Annotated in this window: 12 protein-coding genes; 3 read left to right on the forward strand and 9 right to left on the reverse strand. The window is 72.6% G+C overall.

The window, feature by feature from the left end; all coding sequences use genetic code 11:
* The first annotated feature begins 86 nt into the window (after positions 1 to 86).
* The gene (locus tag OIC96_RS23435) at positions 87 to 2,027 is read left to right on the forward strand and encodes a YncE family protein (RefSeq protein WP_330305943.1); all 1,941 of its coding nucleotides are present in this window, start codon (positions 87 to 89) and stop codon (positions 2,025 to 2,027) included.
* A 294-nt stretch (positions 2,028 to 2,321) separates the two neighbouring features.
* Here OIC96_RS23435 and OIC96_RS23440 read toward each other — a convergent pair whose 3' ends face one another.
* The gene (locus OIC96_RS23440) at positions 2,322 to 2,729 is read right to left on the reverse strand and encodes a DUF5994 family protein (protein ID WP_330305942.1); all 408 of its coding nucleotides are present in this window, start codon (positions 2,727 to 2,729) and stop codon (positions 2,322 to 2,324) included.
* 334 nt (positions 2,730 to 3,063) lie between these two features.
* On the opposite strand from OIC96_RS23440, the gene OIC96_RS23445 reads away from it, so the two are divergent.
* A complete protein-coding gene (locus OIC96_RS23445) occupies positions 3,064 to 3,990 on the forward strand; it encodes a helix-turn-helix transcriptional regulator (protein WP_330305941.1) in 927 nt (308 codons plus the stop codon).
* On the opposite strand, the gene OIC96_RS23450 is transcribed toward OIC96_RS23445, so the two are convergent.
* Positions 3,965 to 4,420: a (2Fe-2S)-binding protein gene (locus tag OIC96_RS23450; RefSeq protein WP_330305940.1), complete on the reverse strand. Its 456-nt coding sequence runs from the start codon at positions 4,418 to 4,420 to the stop codon at positions 3,965 to 3,967. The genes OIC96_RS23445 and OIC96_RS23450 overlap by 26 nt on opposite strands.
* 93 nt (positions 4,421 to 4,513) lie before the next feature.
* Positions 4,514 to 6,592, reverse strand: coding sequence for a xanthine dehydrogenase family protein molybdopterin-binding subunit (locus OIC96_RS23455; protein ID WP_330310203.1), 2,079 nt, complete (start codon positions 6,590 to 6,592; stop codon positions 4,514 to 4,516).
* Between the two features lie 220 nt (positions 6,593 to 6,812).
* Between OIC96_RS23455 and OIC96_RS23460 the strand changes: the two genes are divergently transcribed.
* Positions 6,813 to 7,454: a hypothetical protein gene (locus OIC96_RS23460; RefSeq protein ID WP_330305939.1), complete on the forward strand. Its 642-nt coding sequence runs from the start codon at positions 6,813 to 6,815 to the stop codon at positions 7,452 to 7,454.
* Positions 7,455 to 7,519: 65 nt separating this feature from the next.
* Here OIC96_RS23460 and OIC96_RS23465 read toward each other — a convergent pair whose 3' ends face one another.
* From OIC96_RS23465 to OIC96_RS23490, 6 genes are all read right to left on the reverse strand, one after another.
* Positions 7,520 to 9,085, reverse strand: coding sequence for a serine/threonine-protein kinase (locus tag OIC96_RS23465; RefSeq protein WP_330305938.1), 1,566 nt, complete (start codon positions 9,083 to 9,085; stop codon positions 7,520 to 7,522).
* A gap of 177 nt (positions 9,086 to 9,262) precedes the next feature.
* Positions 9,263 to 10,294: a GNAT family N-acetyltransferase gene (locus OIC96_RS23470; protein ID WP_330305937.1), complete on the reverse strand. Its 1,032-nt coding sequence runs from the start codon at positions 10,292 to 10,294 to the stop codon at positions 9,263 to 9,265.
* Positions 10,291 to 12,255, reverse strand: coding sequence for a DUF4910 domain-containing protein (locus tag OIC96_RS23475; RefSeq protein WP_330305936.1), 1,965 nt, complete (start codon positions 12,253 to 12,255; stop codon positions 10,291 to 10,293). Before OIC96_RS23475 ends, OIC96_RS23470 begins: the two co-directional genes overlap by 4 nt.
* A gap of 1 nt (position 12,256) precedes the next feature.
* A complete protein-coding gene (locus OIC96_RS23480) occupies positions 12,257 to 14,209 on the reverse strand; it encodes an aminotransferase class I/II-fold pyridoxal phosphate-dependent enzyme (RefSeq protein WP_330305935.1) in 1,953 nt (650 codons plus the stop codon).
* A complete protein-coding gene (locus OIC96_RS23485; protein ID WP_327430226.1) occupies positions 14,206 to 15,426 on the reverse strand; it encodes a hypothetical protein in 1,221 nt (406 codons plus the stop codon). Before OIC96_RS23485 ends, OIC96_RS23480 begins: the two co-directional genes overlap by 4 nt.
* A gap of 61 nt (positions 15,427 to 15,487) precedes the next feature.
* Positions 15,488 to 16,555, reverse strand: coding sequence for an alkaline phosphatase family protein (locus OIC96_RS23490; protein ID WP_330305934.1), 1,068 nt, complete (start codon positions 16,553 to 16,555; stop codon positions 15,488 to 15,490).
* Between the last annotated feature and the right edge of the window lie 35 nt (positions 16,556 to 16,590).

The following is a 16,590-nucleotide window of genomic DNA, read 5'->3' on the forward strand; positions in this document are numbered from 1 at the left end:
TCTCCATCTCCGCGGTCACGTCCGGGCGCTGCGCGGCGCTCTCAACTCCCGGTATTCACCGGTCTCCTTGTGGGGGTAGCAACACTGTGCGTACGCGCAGCATCTCGACCGCGACGGCGCTCGCGGTCCTCTTCAGCTCGGCGGTACTGAGCGTCGTCGCGGCCGGATCCGCCTCCGCCGACTCCGCCACCGTCCTCGCACCCGGCGGCATCGTCGCGGACGGCGCCCTCAAGCGGGTGTTCGTGGGCGACGCCGAGGCCGGGAAGATCCTGGCCACCGACTACGACGGCACCCTGGTCGACTCGGTGAGCGGCATCACCGACGTCACCGATCTGGCGCTGTCCGACGACGGCGCCACCCTGTACGCGGCCGCGTCGGGCAGCCACGAGATCGTGGCCCTCGACGCCGCCACCCTCGACGTCCTGGCCCGCTACACCGTCGCCACCACCTACGGCCCGCGCCATGTCGCCTTCGCCGGCGGCAAGGTGTGGTTCAGCTACGGCGACCAGTGGGACGGCAACCTGGGGTCGGTCGATCCGACGGTGCAACCGGCGGGCTCGGACAGCGCGGTGCAGCTCGGCCAGTTCTCCAACCGGGTCTGGGGCCAGGCGCTCCTGGACACCGACCCGTCCTCGCCCGGCCTGCTGGCCGTCGGCGAGACCGGTCTGTCCACGGACTCGATGGCCGTCCTCGACGTCTCCGGCGGCACACCTCAGCTGGACGCCTGGTACAACGGCGACTACTCGCTGAACAGCGGCATCAGCGACATCGACCTCGTGCCGGGCGCCTCGCAGGTGCTGGTCAACGGCAAGGAGCGGGCCGCCTACGCGGACGGGAAGTTCACCGCCCACGGCGCCTACCCCGACGGGCAGCGCGCCGACATCGCCGCGAACGGGCTGGTCGCCCAGTCCAACGGCGACACGGTGGCGGTCTACCAGCCGAACGCGACGCTGCCGGTCCGCACCTACGACACCGGCGCGACCACCGCTCCGACCACCCTGCGGTGGGCCCCGGACAACTCCCGGCTCTTCGCGCTCGTGGCGACGACCGGCGGCTACACCCTCAAGGCGCTCAGCGACCCGACGCTGAACAACCCGACCCTGACGGTGAACGCGCCGTCCACCGCCACACGCGCCCAGCAGCTCACCGTCACCGGGAACCTGTCGGCGACGGTCGCGCTGCCCAGCGGCACCTCGCTGAACGTCACCCGCACCGACCTGGAGAGCCCGAGCGGCAAGGCGCTCGCGCCCGTCACGGTCAAGGCGGACGGCTCCTACAGCTTCACCGACACCCCGCCGGCCGGCGGCACGGTCACCTACAGGGTCTCCTACGCGGGCGACGCCGAGCACACCTCGGTCAGCGCCTCCGACAAGGTCGCGGTCTCCCGTACGGCGCCGACGCTGACCCTGAACAACAACGGCAAGGTCTACGACTACAGCGCCGACGTCTCCTTCACCGCGCACCTCGGCTCGACGTACAAGAACCGCACGGTCGAGCTCTGGGCGAACCCGTACGGCGCCGACAAGCCCAACACGCTCCTGAAGTCCGGCACGGTCGACTCCAGCGGCAACATCTCCGTGACGGTGGACATGACGCGGGACACCGACGTCACCGCCGTCTTCAAGGGAGACGCCCGCTACGCGCCCAAGACGGTGAAGTCCACGGGGTACGCCAGGGTCAAGATCTCCACCGCCGTCTCCAAGCACTACAAGACGGCGATGATCGGCTCGACGAACTACTACTGGTTCCACAAGAGCACCGACCCGCTGCTCACCACCACGATGACCTACTACAAGGGCCGCAAGCAGCGCTTCGACCTCCAGGTCTACTCGGGCGGCAGCTGGCACTCCGACGACCCGCAGTACTTCGCGCTCGGCACCGACGGGAAGTCGGCCGTGTCCCTGGACGCGCCGGGGCAGTCCGGCATCAAGGCGCGCATTCGGTCGACCTACGTCAACAGCTCGTCCGGCGACACCGTGAACACGACGACGTACGGGCCCTGGAAGTACCTGTACTTCTCCAGCTGACCCGTCGCCTTCCCTGACAGCCGCATGCCACCACGGCAGGGACAGCCACGACTGTCGGACGAAAGGTGCTGGTCAGCGACGGTATAGCGAGGTGTGGGTGGAGGCAGTGGGCCGTAGATCGAGCCGGTGATCGGTTGCGGCGAGCTCGGCCCGCTGCTGGACGTGCTGTCCGCCCTCTCCGCCGCGGGAAGCCCGGCCACCGCGGCGGGATCGCCGACCACCGTGGTGCTGCCGGCAGGATGACCCGCCCGCCCTGACAGTGGCCGCGGCACGGGCCGTGCGGGCGGTCGGCGCCTACGGGTGTGGCCAGCGGCTGCCGGCCGCCGCGGCCGCCATCAAGGGCACGGCGTCGGCCGCGGCCACCTCGGGGGGCACGACCAGCAGGTCCCATCTCCCGTGGTCCGGGCTGAGCAGACAGATGGTGTGGCGGTCCCGGGATCCGGATTCCCTGCGCAGTCGTACGACGTGGTTGGCCACCAGCATCCGCCCCGGCGACGCCGACCACATCGCCGTGTGCACGGTGACGCCGGTGATCTGCCCCCAGCCGCTGGGCAACGCGCCTATGAGCAAGGGGATTTCGGAGAGCAGATCGCGGGTTCGGGGCCACCATGCCCCGTCGATGCGCCGCGGCACGAGGCTGTGCGGCGCCAGCCGCAGTCGGGCCACGAGCGGGGAGGGCGGGGGCTGACGGACGGCGGCCATGAAGGCGCTCCTGTCTGGGACCACGGCCCCGGTTGCTCCCCACCGTACTCCGCACGACAGGGCAAGCGGACTTCCGCGAACTCGCTGCCCATAAAGGCCACTTGACGCTCACCGAGCCCGCCTGGCTCACCCGACTTGCCCGGCTCACCTGGCTCACCTGACCGGCGGGCTCCACCGCACCTCGCGTACGAGTTCCGTTCGTTGGTCAACGGATGGTCAAGCGCCGGGGGTTCCCCGCAAGCGCCACCCAGTGCCCGAGAAGTCGTGTTCGGGGGTGTGACAGGGCCCCCCACGTTGCTGTCCCGCAGGTCACAGGGCTGCCACACTGGATCGCATGGCACGTGAGCAGCGCGGCGGTGGCGGGGGCGGGGGCACCGAGCTGGGGCGGTTTCTGCGCGCCCGCCGGGCCCGGGTGACGCCCGCCGAGGTCGGTCTTCCGGAGGGCGTCGGGCTGCGCCGCACGCCGGGGCTGCGCCGGGAGGAGCTGGCCACGCTCGCCGGGGTCAGCATCGACTACTACACACGCCTGGAACGCGGCAAGGAGACCCACCCCAGCCCCTCCGTCGTCGACGCCCTCGCCGTCGCCCTGCTGTTGGAGGACGGCGAGCGCGATCATCTGCGGGACCTCGCCGCGTGCGCCGCGCGCGGCACGTCGGAGGCGCCGTCCGCCCCGAGCCGCTCCGTGCATTCCGGCGTCGGGCTGCTGCTGGAGGGCATGCGGCCCTACCCCGCACACGTGGTCAGCCGCACCCTGGAGCTGGTCGCCACCAACCCCGGCGGGCTGCATCTGATGGCCGGCCTGGCGGACTGGCCGGTGCGGCAGCGCAACATCGTGCGGTACGTCTTCCTGCACCCCGCGGCCCGCGAGCTGTTCGACGACTGGGAGAACCAGATCCGCGGCTGCGTCGCCCGGCTGCGCACGCTGGCCGGCACCGATCCGGACGCCCCCGACCTCGCCCACCTCGTCGACGAGCTCCTGCTCAAGAGCCCGGACTTCGCCCGCCTGTGGGAGCGCTACGACGTCCAGGGGCACTCCCACGGCCACAAGACCTTCCACCACCCCGCGGTGGGTGACCTCACCCTCGGCTACCAGAGCATGCAGCTGGACGGCACGTCCGGCCACCGCCTCGTCGCGTACTACGCCGAACCCGGCACCCCCGAGTACGCCGCGCTGGTCCTCCTCGACAAGGCCGAGGACCCGCACACCGCGCCGAGCGGTGCCGGACAGCCGCCCGTCAGTCCTGGGCGGCGGCCTTCTTGATCGCCTCGCGGATCCGGGAGTAGGTGCCGCAGCGGCAGACGTTCTCGATGCGGTCGATGTCGGCATCCGTCGGGCTGGACGTCTTCTTGAGCAGCGCCGCCGCGGCCATGATCTGCCCGGGCTGGCAGAAGCCGCACTGGGAGACGTCGCAGTCCAGCCAGGCCTGCTGGACCGGGTGGAGTGTGTCGCCGTCGGCCAGGCCTTCGATGGTGGTGACCTTGCGGCCCGCGCAGTCCGCGACCGGCACGACGCAGGGCTGGACCTCCGCGCCGTCGAGATGGCTGGTGCAGGCACGGCAGACGCCGACACCGCAGCCGTACTTGGGTCCCGTGACGTCGAGCAGGTCGCGCAGGACCCACAGCAGCGGCATGTCGGCCGGTGCTTCGACGGTGACCGGCTTCCCGTTGACGACGAAGGAGTAGGAGGGCATCGGCAGTCCAGGTCCGTCTCAGAAGGGGGTCGGAAGGGGGTCAGGAGGGGGGAGAAGAGGATCAGGAGGGGGTCGGCAGGTCTCAGGGATGGGTCAGAAGTTGAGGGGGAAGCGGCGGGGGCGGGTGCCCGTCGCGCGGGCGTAGGCGTTGGCCACGGCGCCCGCCGCGGCCGGGACGCCGAGTTCGCCCGCCCCGCCGGGGTCCCGCCGCGACGGCAGGATGTGCGCCTCGAAGTGCAGCGGGGCGTGCCGCTGGCGGGCCCAGTGGAAGTCGGCGAAGCTGCCCTCGCGGACGGCGCCCCGGTCGATGTGGAGGCCGGCCTGGAGCACGGTGGAGATGCCGTCGACGGCGGTGCCCATCAGCTGGGCCTCCAGGCCGCGCGGGTTGACGGCCGTTCCGACGTCGGCCGCCATCACCACCCGGGTCACCCGGGGGTTCTTCGGGTCGGAGGCGTCGATCTCGGCCAGAGCGGCCACACAGGAGCCGTACTCCTCGTGGACGGCCACGCCCTGGGCCTGGCCGGCCGGCATGGTCCGGCCCCAGTTCCCGGCGGTCGCGACCTTGTCGAGTACGGCCTTGACGGTCTTGCTCATCAGGGTCGTACGGCGGAACGCGACCGGGTCCTTGCCCAGGCTCCGCGCGATCTCGTCGACGACGATCTCCTCCGCGGTCCGCGTCGTCCCGGAGTCCACCGAACGCCAGGCGCCCAGCGGCATCGCCAGCTCCACCCCGCCCGAGTCCCCGGTAACGCGCCCGAAGTTGTACAGGCCGCTGTCGCTGGGGAGCGGTCCGCCCGCCACCGCGCCCTGAACGGTGGCGCCGGAGTCGTCGTAGGCCTCGTTCACCGAAGCCGTCATGTGGGTGAAGGCCACCACCCTGCCGCCGGCGTGGCTGGCCCGGATCCGGTGGTGGCTGGCCGGGCGCATCCTGCCGTGCCGGATGTCGTCGTTGCGGCTCCACATCAGCTTGACCGGCCGGTGGGCGGCCTTGGAGATCCGGGCCGCCTCGATCGCGGCCTCGTAGTTGAGTCGCCGTCCGAACGAGCCGCCGCCGCGCATGACATGGACCCGGACCTTCGACGCGTCGAGGCCGACCGCCGAGGCGATGCTGTCGCGCGCGTCCATCGGCGTCTGGGAGGAGAACCAGATCTCGGCGCGGTCGGCGCGTACGTCGGCCACCGCGGTCAGCACCTCCATCGGGGCGTGGCTGACGAAGGCGAACTCGAACTCGCCCGTCACCTGTGTCGTACCGAGCAGCGGGGTCCCGAGGGGCGGGACGGCGGCCCGCAGCCGGGACCGGATGGCGGAGTCCGACAGGGCGGCGAGCGGGCCCGGGGCCCAGGTGATGTGCAGGGCGTCCCTGGCCTTGAAGGCGTGGTGGAAGGTCTCCGCCACCACGGCGACACCACCGGCGATCCTGACGACCGCGTGGACGCCCGGCAGGGCACGGGCCGCCCGGTCGTCGACCGAGACGACCTTCCCGCCGAGCGTCGGTGGCCGCGCCACCACGGTCGGCTTCGCCCCGGCCGCCGACACGTCCCCGGCGTACTTCGCCCGGCCCGTGACGATGTCCCGCGCGTCGATACGGGTCGTCGGCTGCCCGATCACCCGGTGCTTGGAGGCCGGCTTGGGCTTGGCGGCAATGGCCGGGTGGCGGATCCGGGCGGCGGCCTCGGTCAGCGACCCGAAGGTGGCCGTACGCCCGTCGGGCGCCACCACCATCGTGTCCCGGGTGCGCAGCAGGCGGGGCGGGAGGTGCCACCGTCTGGAGGCCGCCGTCACCAGCTTGGCGCGCGCGGTGGCGGCCAGCTCGCGGGCGGGCCCGTACAGCGAACTGACCGAGTTCGAGCCGCCGGTGTACTGGTTGCCCTTGGTCCGGGCCTCGGCGAGCGGGATGTCGACGTCGGCGAGCCGGGCGTCCAGTTCCTCGGCGATCATCATGGCGACGGCGGTCGTGATGCCCTGGCCGACCTCGACGCGGGGCAGCCGTACGACCACCTTGTTTGCCGCGGTGACCTCCAGGACCAGCATCTCCTCGTCGGCGCCGGTCACCAGGACGTCGGACGGTGTGGGGACGCCCGCCGCGGTGGGCTCGACGCCCTCCGCCGACGATCCGTCGCAGCCGAGCGGCGCCGCGACGGTCAGGGTGGACGCCGCCAGCGTGTAGACCATGAACCTGCGGCGGGACAGCGGACGGGCCAACAGACAGTCCTCTCGGTGCGTCGTGCGTCGTACCCGGGTTCGTTCGACTGGTGTGTAACCGGTGTGCGTTCGGCTGGTGGGTAAGAGGGGCGCGGCCTCTTCGGGGTTGCCTACCCGCCGGCATGAACGCATGTGCCCCTATCCGCGTCCCAGTACCGATGTACCGATCGGCCCAACGGGGAGGGACACCATGCGCGGACGAAGCAAGGCAGCCACGGTCGCCACCATCGCGGGCGCCGTCGCGCTCGTCGCACTTCAGGGGTGCGGCACCGAGACCGGCGGCCAGAACGTCGCGGACGTCCACACGCGATCCAGTAAGCCCGCGCACCCGGCCAAGCCCAAGGCCCCGACCGTGTGCGTCGGAAAGCAGCCGGTGGGCAGCCTGCCCGGGCCGAAGCACGGGGACCCGGACGGCACCCCGCTGTACCGGGTGATGGCGTACGTGGAGAAGCGGGCCGAGAAGCACTACCGGACCGTCTACACCGGCCTGTCGGTCGACCAGGCCCACCAGGCCACGGACGTGTACCGCATCCCCTCCGAGGCGTTCGACGCGGACGTCTGCGGCGCCGCCGAGAAGGGGGTGACCGTGCGGCTGCACGACACCGACATCAACGAGAAGGACCTCACCGCCCTGTCCGACCGGATCAGCGCGGACATGAACCGCTGGGACGGCACGTTCGAGCTGCGCGAAGTCGGCCCGGACGTCCGGGGCTTCGTGTTCGTGGGCGTCGACGACCCCGCGAAGGCCAGGCCCGTCATCGCCAAGGCCTTCGGCAAGAAGCACATCAGGGTGCGGCACGTGGGGCCGGCGTCGGCGGCGTCGGGCGGCTGACGGCCTCGGCGGGAAGACGGCCTCGGCGGGAAGACGTACGTCCACACGATGTACGTACGCGGACGTCAGTCGACGGTGAAGCCCGCCTTGGCCTTGTCGAAGACGGGGCGGTACGTGTCCCATTGGGCTTCCGGTGCCGACAGGTAGATGTCGTACTCCCGGGCGCCCTCCTGCCCGAAGCCGAAGTCGATGGCGCGGAACACGCGGACCCTCCCCTTGAAGGTGAACTCCCACACCGCCGCGGCCTTGTCCTGGAACGTGGTCCGCTCCATACGGATCTTTCGGTACCGCCCGTCGGGGTAGTTGAGCTTGGTGTTCGCCTCGATGTTCTTGAAGTGCGACTCGGGGTTCGGGCCCGCGGGGTCCACCGTGCCGATCGTGAGTTCCGCCAGGCCGGTCTCGTCGATGTACTTGACCTGTTCGGAGGTCGCCTTGGTGCGCTTCCAGCCGTCCGGGACGGGATAGGAGACGCCGAGCGTCTTGTCCGTGACCAGGTGGAAGCCCTCGGGGACGGGCGCGGACGTGGACGTGGACGTGGGTGTCGACGACGCCGAGGCGGCGTGCGTGCCCGTGTCGCTGTCCCGGTGCGACACCACGTACAGACCGCCCGCCACGGCCGCGCCCGCCACCGTCACGGCGATCAGGCCCGGCACGAGGACGCGCCGCTTGCGGCGGCCGCCGCCAACGTTGTCGGAGGGGGCCGGAGCGGACGGCTGCGCGGGCAGGGACCGCGTCGGCGCGGGCCGAGGCTTCGGCTGCCGCTTCGACTGTCGGTCCGGCTGCGACGGGGACTGGGCGTGGGACTGCGTCGGAGCCTCCGACGCCACGACCCGCAGCGCCCGCTCCGCCTCCTCCATCGACGGCCGCTCCGCCGGGTCCTTGGCCAGCAGCATCTCGATGAGGGGTTCGAGGGAACCGGCCCGCTTCATGGGGGCGAGCGGGTCGACGACGATGGCGTACGCCGTCTCCACCGCCGTGTCCTTGCGGAACGGGGGCCGTCCCTCGACCGACTGGTACAGGGTCGCGCCGAGCGCCCAGAGGTCCGCGGCGGGGCCGGAGTTGCGGCCCTTCATCCGCTCGGGCGAGATGTAGTCGATCGACCCGACGATCTCGCCGGTCTTCGTCAGCGTGGAGGTGCCGCTCGTCATCGCGATGCCGAAGTCGGTGAGCACGACACGGCCGTCGGCGCCCAGCAGTACGTTGCCGGGCTTGACGTCGCGGTGCAGCACCCCGGCGGCGTGCGCGGCGCGCAGCGCGGCGATCATGCCGAGGCCGACGCGCGCGGCCTCGGCGGGCGCCAGCACCTCACCGCCCTTGAGCAGCGCGCCGAGGGTGGTCGAGGGGACGTACTCCATGACGATGCAGGGCAGCCCCCCGTCGTCCACGACGTCGTGCACGACGACCACGTTGGGGTGGGCGATACGGGCGGCGCTGCGCGCCTCGCGGCAGGTGCGTTCGTAGAGGGTGGCGAGCTCGTCGTCGGTGAGGTGCGGCTGGACGTGCAGCCGCTTCAGGGCGATCTGACGGCTCAGGACCTCGTCCTCGGCGCGCCACACGGTGCCCATGCCACCGCGGCCGATCCGGTCGATCAACCGGTAGCGGCCGGCGATCAGCCGCCCCTCGTCCGACACTGCGCGCCCCTTGCCGACGTTCTTGGTGCCCCTGCTCGGTGCTCCCCCGCGCGTTCGATTCGCATCGTGCGCATCGACACCATAGTCGGCGCGGGTTGCGGACACTGTGGCGCGGGCCATGCGCGGGCCATGCGTGGACCCTGTGCGGACTGTGCCCCTGGTCAAAGGGCTCGTTCGTCAGCCGGGGGCGACACACGCGTACAGCGGCAGCGGTCTCATACCGTGGCGTTCCTTCATCGGGCGGTTGCTCCGGCCGCCCTCCACCCACTGCTTGCCCGCCTCGATGGCGGCGCGGATCTCCGTGGCCCACATGAGGTAGTTGGGGCTGAAGCCCTGGACGGTGGCGTCAGTGGTGCCGCCCACCCACATGTGCAGGCGCTGGTCGTCCAGCAGGACCACCGCGGCCGCCGGCGTCCGCTCGCCCAGGTCGACGCGCACGACACGGGCGCGGTCGCCGAGGGCCATGACGAAGTCGATGAAGGCGCTCTCGGGATACATGTCCGCGCTGCCGTACTTGGCGGCCGTGCGGCGGGTGAGGTCGCAGACCGTGCGCAGGAACTCCGGCCGGGGGGCCTCGACGGACGTCGTGACACCGGCGTCGGCCGCGCGGCGCAGGTACTGGCGGATGTTGCGACGGGTCCTCGCGCCCAGCCTCGCGAGATAGTCGTCGTACGTCGTCACGCCCTGGAGCGGGAGTTGGAAGCGGGTGACGATCGGGGCCACCCGCCACCCCTTGCCGCGGGCCACGGCGAGCAGCGGATCGCCCTCCGCGACGCTGACGAGACCCGTGGCCCGCGCGCCGTCGCGGGCCCCCAGCTCCACCAGGGCGTCCAGCATCGCCGCGAGCACCCGGTCGCGGTGCTCCGCGTCCGTGGCGAGCACGGGGATCCGGGTGTCGTAGCAGTACCAGTTGTGCCCGAGCAGCGCCGGGCCGTCCGCCTCCGGGATGCCGACGGCGCGCAGGAAGCCGTACGGGTCGCCCTGCTTGTCGAGATAGCACGGCAGCACGGCGACGGTCCGCCCGGCGTCGACGGCCGTCAGATAGCGGACGGCGGCGTACGGGCTGAGCGGGTTGTCCTGGTAGGCCCGCAGATACTCCGGGGTGTAGTGGACGGGGGCGGCGGCCGAGGCGGCCACCCGCTGCCACTGGGCGGTGTCGAGGTCGTCGATGGATTCGGCGACGGTGACCCGCGGCCCGCTCGTGCTCATGCCGTGACCCCTCTTTCTTCGCTTTCTTCGTGCGTCCCGGTTACCGGCGGCTGCCCGTCCGGCTCGGCCACGTCCGCCGCGACCTCGTCGGCCCAGCCCGCCCCGGTCATCGCCGCCAGGAAACGCTCCCCGAAGTCCGGTGTGGCCGGCCGGATCCCGGAGTCCAGCTCGGCGGTGCGGATGACGGCCGCCGCGTCGGCGGTGCCGTCGATGCTCTGCGCGAGGGCCATCGCGGCGGCGTAGCAGCGGCCCCGGTCCACGGTCAGCTCCTCCAGGAACCACTGGCGGTCCTTCTCCGCCATGGCTCCCATCAGCGCCCGGAGGTTGAAGGGTCCGGGCCAGGCCCGGCGCAGGCCCGGACCGCGCGGCGCCGGCGGCCGGTGCGCCGCGAGACCGTCGTCCCAGGCGGCCGACAGCGTGCGGTGCAGTCCGGCGAGGAGCTCCGCCTGCCGGTCGAGCACGCGCGGGCTCGCGCCGAGCGGGCGCAGGGTGCGCAGGGCGTCCCGGCCGTAGTGCCAGCGCCGCGTCAGCCGGGCGACGGCCGACCGGTCCCCGCCCGGCCCGTCGGGGGACGGCCCGTCGGCGGACGGCAGGCAGGCGGTCATCCGGCGGGCCGTCCAGCGGGTCAGGAGCTGGGCGAGGCGGTCGGCGTCCCGTCCCCCGGCCGTCGCCGCGACGGCGGCCGCGGACGCCGCGATCGCGGCGGACCTGCGCAGCTCCCACGGATCGACCTTGTCGAGCGTGTCAGCACCGGAGTGGTTGAACCGGTCGGGCCAGTGCCCCAGTTGTACGGCGGGGACGCCGATCGCCCGGTCGGCGAGGATCGCGTGGTCGGAGGCGCCGACGAACGGTGTCGTACGCCAGGCCCAGGTGTCGCAGCCGACGGCACCGCTGTAGGAGCGCGCGGCGGGCGGCAGGGCCCGTACGCAGGCTTCGACCAGGGCGTTGGCGTAGTGCGGGAGGTACTCCGGGCCGTACTCGACGATCAGCGGACCCCCGCAGCGGCGCTGGTCCTCGCCCACCATGTCGAGGTTGACCGCCATCGCGGGCAGCGGCCGGGTGCCCTCCTCGACCGCCTGGTGGACGTAGGCGGCCAGGCCCACGAACTCGGGTGCCCAGACGAACCGGACGGGACGGCGCAGCGACCGCCCCGCGAGCACGCGTCCGGCCGCCAGTGCCGCCGCGACACCCGAGGCGTTGTCGTTGGCCCCGGGAGCCGGATGGCACAGGTGGGCGCCGAGCAGACACGCGTCGCCCTCCGCCGCCGAACCCGACGGGGTGCGGGCGACCACCACGGGCATCCGGCGGGGTCCGGTGTCGACGTCGACGACCACCCGGACCCGATCGCCCCGCCGGTGCGCGCGGAGCAGCTCGTCCAGCTGGGCCGGGAACACGCTGAAGCCGAACAGGGCGCTGTCGCCGGGCAGTTCGACCCGCCCCGCCTGGCCGGGCCGGTCGGGATGGGTCGTCACACAGAACCCGCTCGCCTTCTCGGCCCGCATCCGGGCGAACAGGCCGGGGCCGAGGCCGGCCGCCGACCCGACGAGGACCAGCGCGCCCGGAGGCCAGCCCGGTTCCCGCGACAGCGCGAGCGGCACCTCGCCGTCCGTGGCCGCCGAGTTCGCCGCGAGGGCGTAGGGCTGGGACGGGTAACTGACCAGCGGGGGGCGGCCGTTGAGCGACAGGTGCGCGGCGCGCGGTGTCCAGGAGGAGGGCGCCGTGTACGTCCACCACGCGGTCGTGCCGTCCGTGGGGAAGCTCAGCACCTCGACGTCGGCCAGCCCCACGCGTTCGGCCTCACCCGCGACGAAGTCGGCCGCCTCGGCGATCCCCTCCGCACCCTGATACCGGTCCCATTCGGCCAGCCGGGCGACCCAGCGCATCGCTTCGTCGGCGTCGATGGCCTGGTGGATGTCACCGACCAGACCGTTGAGGCCACTTGGACCACTGAGGCCGCTCAAGCTATCCGCCCTGGGCGAAGGCGGCGCGGAAGGCCGTGAGCCGGGCGTCCGACAGCGGGACAGCGATCTTGAAGAGCCTGCCACCGCTCTCCGGTCCGGACGGCCCGCGACCGGCAGCCCCCGCACCCGACAGCCCATCCCCATGGGCCCCCGGCCCCGCACCCGTGCCCCAAAACCCCTGCCCCTCCACCTCTTTGACCCTCAGCCCGAGCTTCTCGAGCAAGGCCCCGGCCGTGTCGTCCGCCGGTGCGGTCACCCAGGGCAGACAGGCGGCTCCCTCCGTCACCGCGAGCCCCGCCCCCCGCAGCAGCGCCGCCATCTCCGGCTTCACCTCGGCGATCCTGGCCCGCAGCGCGGCGAAGACGTCGCCCTGCGCCAGCAGGCCGAGGGAGACGGCCAGACCGTAGCCGTTCGCGCCCAGCGGTGGCGCGGCCTCCCGCAGCCGCCGGGTCAGCGCGGGCGCGGCGACCGCGAAGCCGACCCGGAGTCCGCCGCAGCAGTAGCCCTTGGACATGCTGCGCACGACGATCAGGTTGTCGTGCTCGGCGACCGCCGGTACGCAGCTGGCGTCCGGCCCCGCGTACACGGCGTACGCCTCGTCGAGGACCACGGTCGTGCCGTGTGCGCGGGCGGCCCGGGCGATCTCGTCCAGCGCCGCCCTGCCGTACAGGTCCCCGGTGATCGTCGGGCGGTCGAGCACGAGGACCGAGGGGGCGTGCCGGTCGAGGTCGGCGGCCAGGTCCTCGATCCGGGTCGCGACGGCCTCGGTGCCCAGGCGCGCGGCCCAGCGCGGCAGGTCGGGGTGACCGCCGCGCAGGTGCAGCACGGGGCCCGGCTGCGCCAGTGCCGCGCAGGCGTGCAGCAGACCGGTGGCTCCGGTGCCGGCCGTCACCGTGTCCGGGGGGAGTTCGAGGCCGAAGTGCGCGGACAGCACCGGCGCGGCCTGTGCGGCGGCGTAGGGGTCGGTCACGTGGTAGGCGCGCGCCGCGTCGGCGGTGACCCCCTCGAAGGCACGGTCGACCGAGGACCGTACGAAGTCGATCTCGTCGGGCGACCAGCGCAGGTCCACGACATCCCCGGGGCCGGCCGCATCCCCCGATCCGGCAGATCCGACAAGCCCCCCGGCGGCGGGCCGTTCCCACGCCGTGATCGCGGTGGTGTCCCCGCCCTCCGGGTTGCGGGCCACGAACTGCACGTATCTGGTCGTGAGCGCGGCCTCCCGGCCGGCCGTGAAGTCGGCGTCGGCGCGCTCGACCTGGAACCCGGCGCGGATCAGCAGGTCCCGTACCTCGGCGGGCTGGTAGAGCCGTACGTCGTCATGGATGACCACCGGCTCCCCGCCGCCGCGCCGGACCTCGATCGAACCGGCGCTGCGGCCGGTGGCCACCCGGTAGTCGCGGCGGAAGACGGCCCGCAGCCCCTCGGTCTCGAAGGTGGCCTCGGGCACGTAATGGCCCGCGATCGTCAGGACGTTGGAGTGGTCGAGGATCAGCAGCCCGCCGGGAACGAGTGCCCGGCGGGCCTCCCGGAGCAGCCGCAACTGCTGGGCGTCGCTGCCCCATCCGAAGGACTGCACGCAGACGATCGCGTCGAACCCGCCCACCGGCCAGGGGAGTTCGCGCAACAGGTCGAGGTGCAGCCACTCCACCTCCACGCCGGCCGCGGCGGCCGTCGCCGCGGCCTGCCGCAGGGCCCACGCGCCCGTGTCGGCGCCGGTGACACGGAACCCGCGCCCGGCCAGCGCGACCGCGTGCCGCCCCGTGCCGCAGCCCAGGTCGAGGACGCGGCGGCCCGGGGCCGAGGCGTCGAGGACGGCGGCCAGGTAGTCGGCTTCGGACGCGGTGCGCTCGGCGGTGTACTCGTGGGCCGCCACGGCCCAGAACTCCTCGCCGAAGAAGCCCTGGTACCAGGGGCGGCCCGCGCCGCCGCCCCTCACGTCATCGTCATCGGTCATACGGCGTCCGCCCGCAGCGCCTCCTGACGGTGGAGGAAGCCGCACACGTCGCACAGTCCGGCCGGGTTGGGCACGCCCTCCATCAGGAGATACCGGCCGCCGCAGACCCGGCACAGGTCGTCGACCACCGGCAGCAGACTGCGCTGCACGTTCTCGAAGGCGTTGAACAGGTAGTAGTCGATGCCCGGCCAGAGGTCGTACAGGTGGTCGGCCATCGCGTAGGCCATGGAGCGTTCGTCGGAGCCGGTGGTGAACCGGCCCGGGGCGCCCTGCCGGCTGAGCTCCGGCGCGACGAGTTCGAGGTAGAGGGTCAGTTCCTTCTTGGTGATGCGGTAGAGCGGGAAGACGTACCGCAGATCGCCCAGTTCGCGGACCGGGATGCCGCCCATCCGGTAGCCGGTGGTGAACCAGGTGACCATGCTGGCCACCAGGTCGTCGGCGTTGAAGCCGAACGCCACGACCGAGGCGCCGGCGCGCCCGGCCTCCCGCTCCAGCATGCGGCGCAGCACCTGGTGGCCGATCACCATGTTCATGTTGCGGTGCTCGCCGGCGACGACCTTGTTCATCACGTCGACGAACGGCTCGCGCAGCTTGAACACGTCGGCCACGTCGTCTGCGGTGACGATCGTGTGCTCCAGGCCGAGACCCGCGCAGGAGTCCAGCGCGATCTGGAAGGTCGCCGGCTCGTCCCAGTCGGGCAGCCCGGTGATGGTGACGGCGGTCATGTCGATCTCGGGCCAGCGGCCCCGGGTGCGTTCGAGCAGCTTGAGGTAGGCGACGCTGTCCCGGCCGCCCGACAGACCGATGACGGCGCGGTCCCCGGCGCGCATCGTGCCGCCGGAGGTGATGCTCTGGACGAAGGTCTCCTCGACGTACTGCACGAAGGTCTCGGCGGTGAGCTGCTCGGTGCGGCGCTCCAGGGTGCCGCCGTGGTCGAACAGGACGGACTTGGAGTACACGGGGTCCGGCGCGGCGTAGACGTGCTCCTTGGGCTTGCGCAGCACGTCGAGGTCGTAGTGCCGTACCTGACGGACCTCGATGACGTCGTCGGGTTCGACGACGACCGCCGATTCGGGGATCACCGCCCCGTTCCGGTACGCGAGCACCGCGTTGGCCGGGATGCCGTGCAGGCGCAGCACATCGAGGAGGTTCTGGCCCGGTGCCGCGTACAGGGTCTCCGAACCACCGGTCTTGTTGCGGAACACGACCGTGCTCACCGTTTCTCCTATTCGTCCGGGGGTGCTGGGTACTACGCGTCTTCGTCTGGGGGTGCTGGTACTACGAGTCCTGGGCGAGCGGTGCGTTCCAGGCGGCGAGGGGTACGAACATCTCGTCGTCGCTGAGGGATCCGTGCTCCCAGGCGACGGTGGGGTCGGGCACGGGGAAGGCCGCGGAGGTGGCGAGGGCGACCACCGCGCCGATGCGTTCGCGGACGACGGGTGTCGCGGCGAGCAGTCCCCGCTCGGCCAGGTCGTCGGGGGTCAGGACGAGCGCGTGGTCGCCGAGTGCGTCGCCCAGGGCGGCCGCGAGCTCCCGTTCGTGACCCGGCAGCGGATACATCCAGCGGACGCGGCCCGCGCCGCCGCCGGGCATCCGGCAGTGCGCGGGGGAGTCCAACCGTGCCCAGGCGTCGAGGAGTTCGGCCTTCGGCGCGACGGGGACCTGGCCATGGTCGGCGTGTGCGAGGACGCTCCATCCGGCGTCGGCCCAGCGGCTCGCCGCCATGTCCAGGAGCCGCAGGGACGCGTGCAGGCGGTCGTCGTAACCGGCCAGGTGGATGTGGTCGTCGAGGTTCACGTAGGCCCACACCAGGGGTGGCACGTCGTGGGGATCCCCGAGGACGGCCTCGACCTCGCGCACCGTCCGCTCGACGACCGCGACGGGATCGGGGTCCAGCTCGGCCGCCGACGACGGGACGACCCGGGCGCCGTGCAGCAGCGCCGCGGCCCACTCCCCGGTCAGCCGCTCCAGTTCGGCGCCGACCACGAAGGCGGCCCCGCCCGCGGCGACGGCGCGGTCGAAGAGGGTCGGACCACCGTGCAGCAACGGGTTCTTGGGCGGCGGGCAGGGACCGAAGGCGTACGTCTCCCCGGTGATGAGGTGGGTGACGCAGTCGGCGTCCGGCGCCCGGTAGACCATGCCGAGGGCACCGTGCCGGGAGGGATCGGTGCCGGTGACGGCGGTCAGCCAGGCGGTGGTCGAGGTGCTGGGGAACGTGGAGCGCAGCGGGCGGGTCCGGGCGTGGGCGAGGGCCGCTTCCGCGACGCCGTACGACAGGCCGTCGACCGCCAGGACGCACAGTCCGCGGGGCGCGGTGCTCAGACACCGTTCGACGACTTCGGGCACCACGCGCAGGTCGGCGGACGCTGTCGTACGTCCGC

This window comes from Streptomyces sp. NBC_00775, from assembly GCF_036347135.1.
Lineage (GTDB): Bacteria > Actinomycetota > Actinomycetes > Streptomycetales > Streptomycetaceae > Streptomyces > Streptomyces lutosisoli.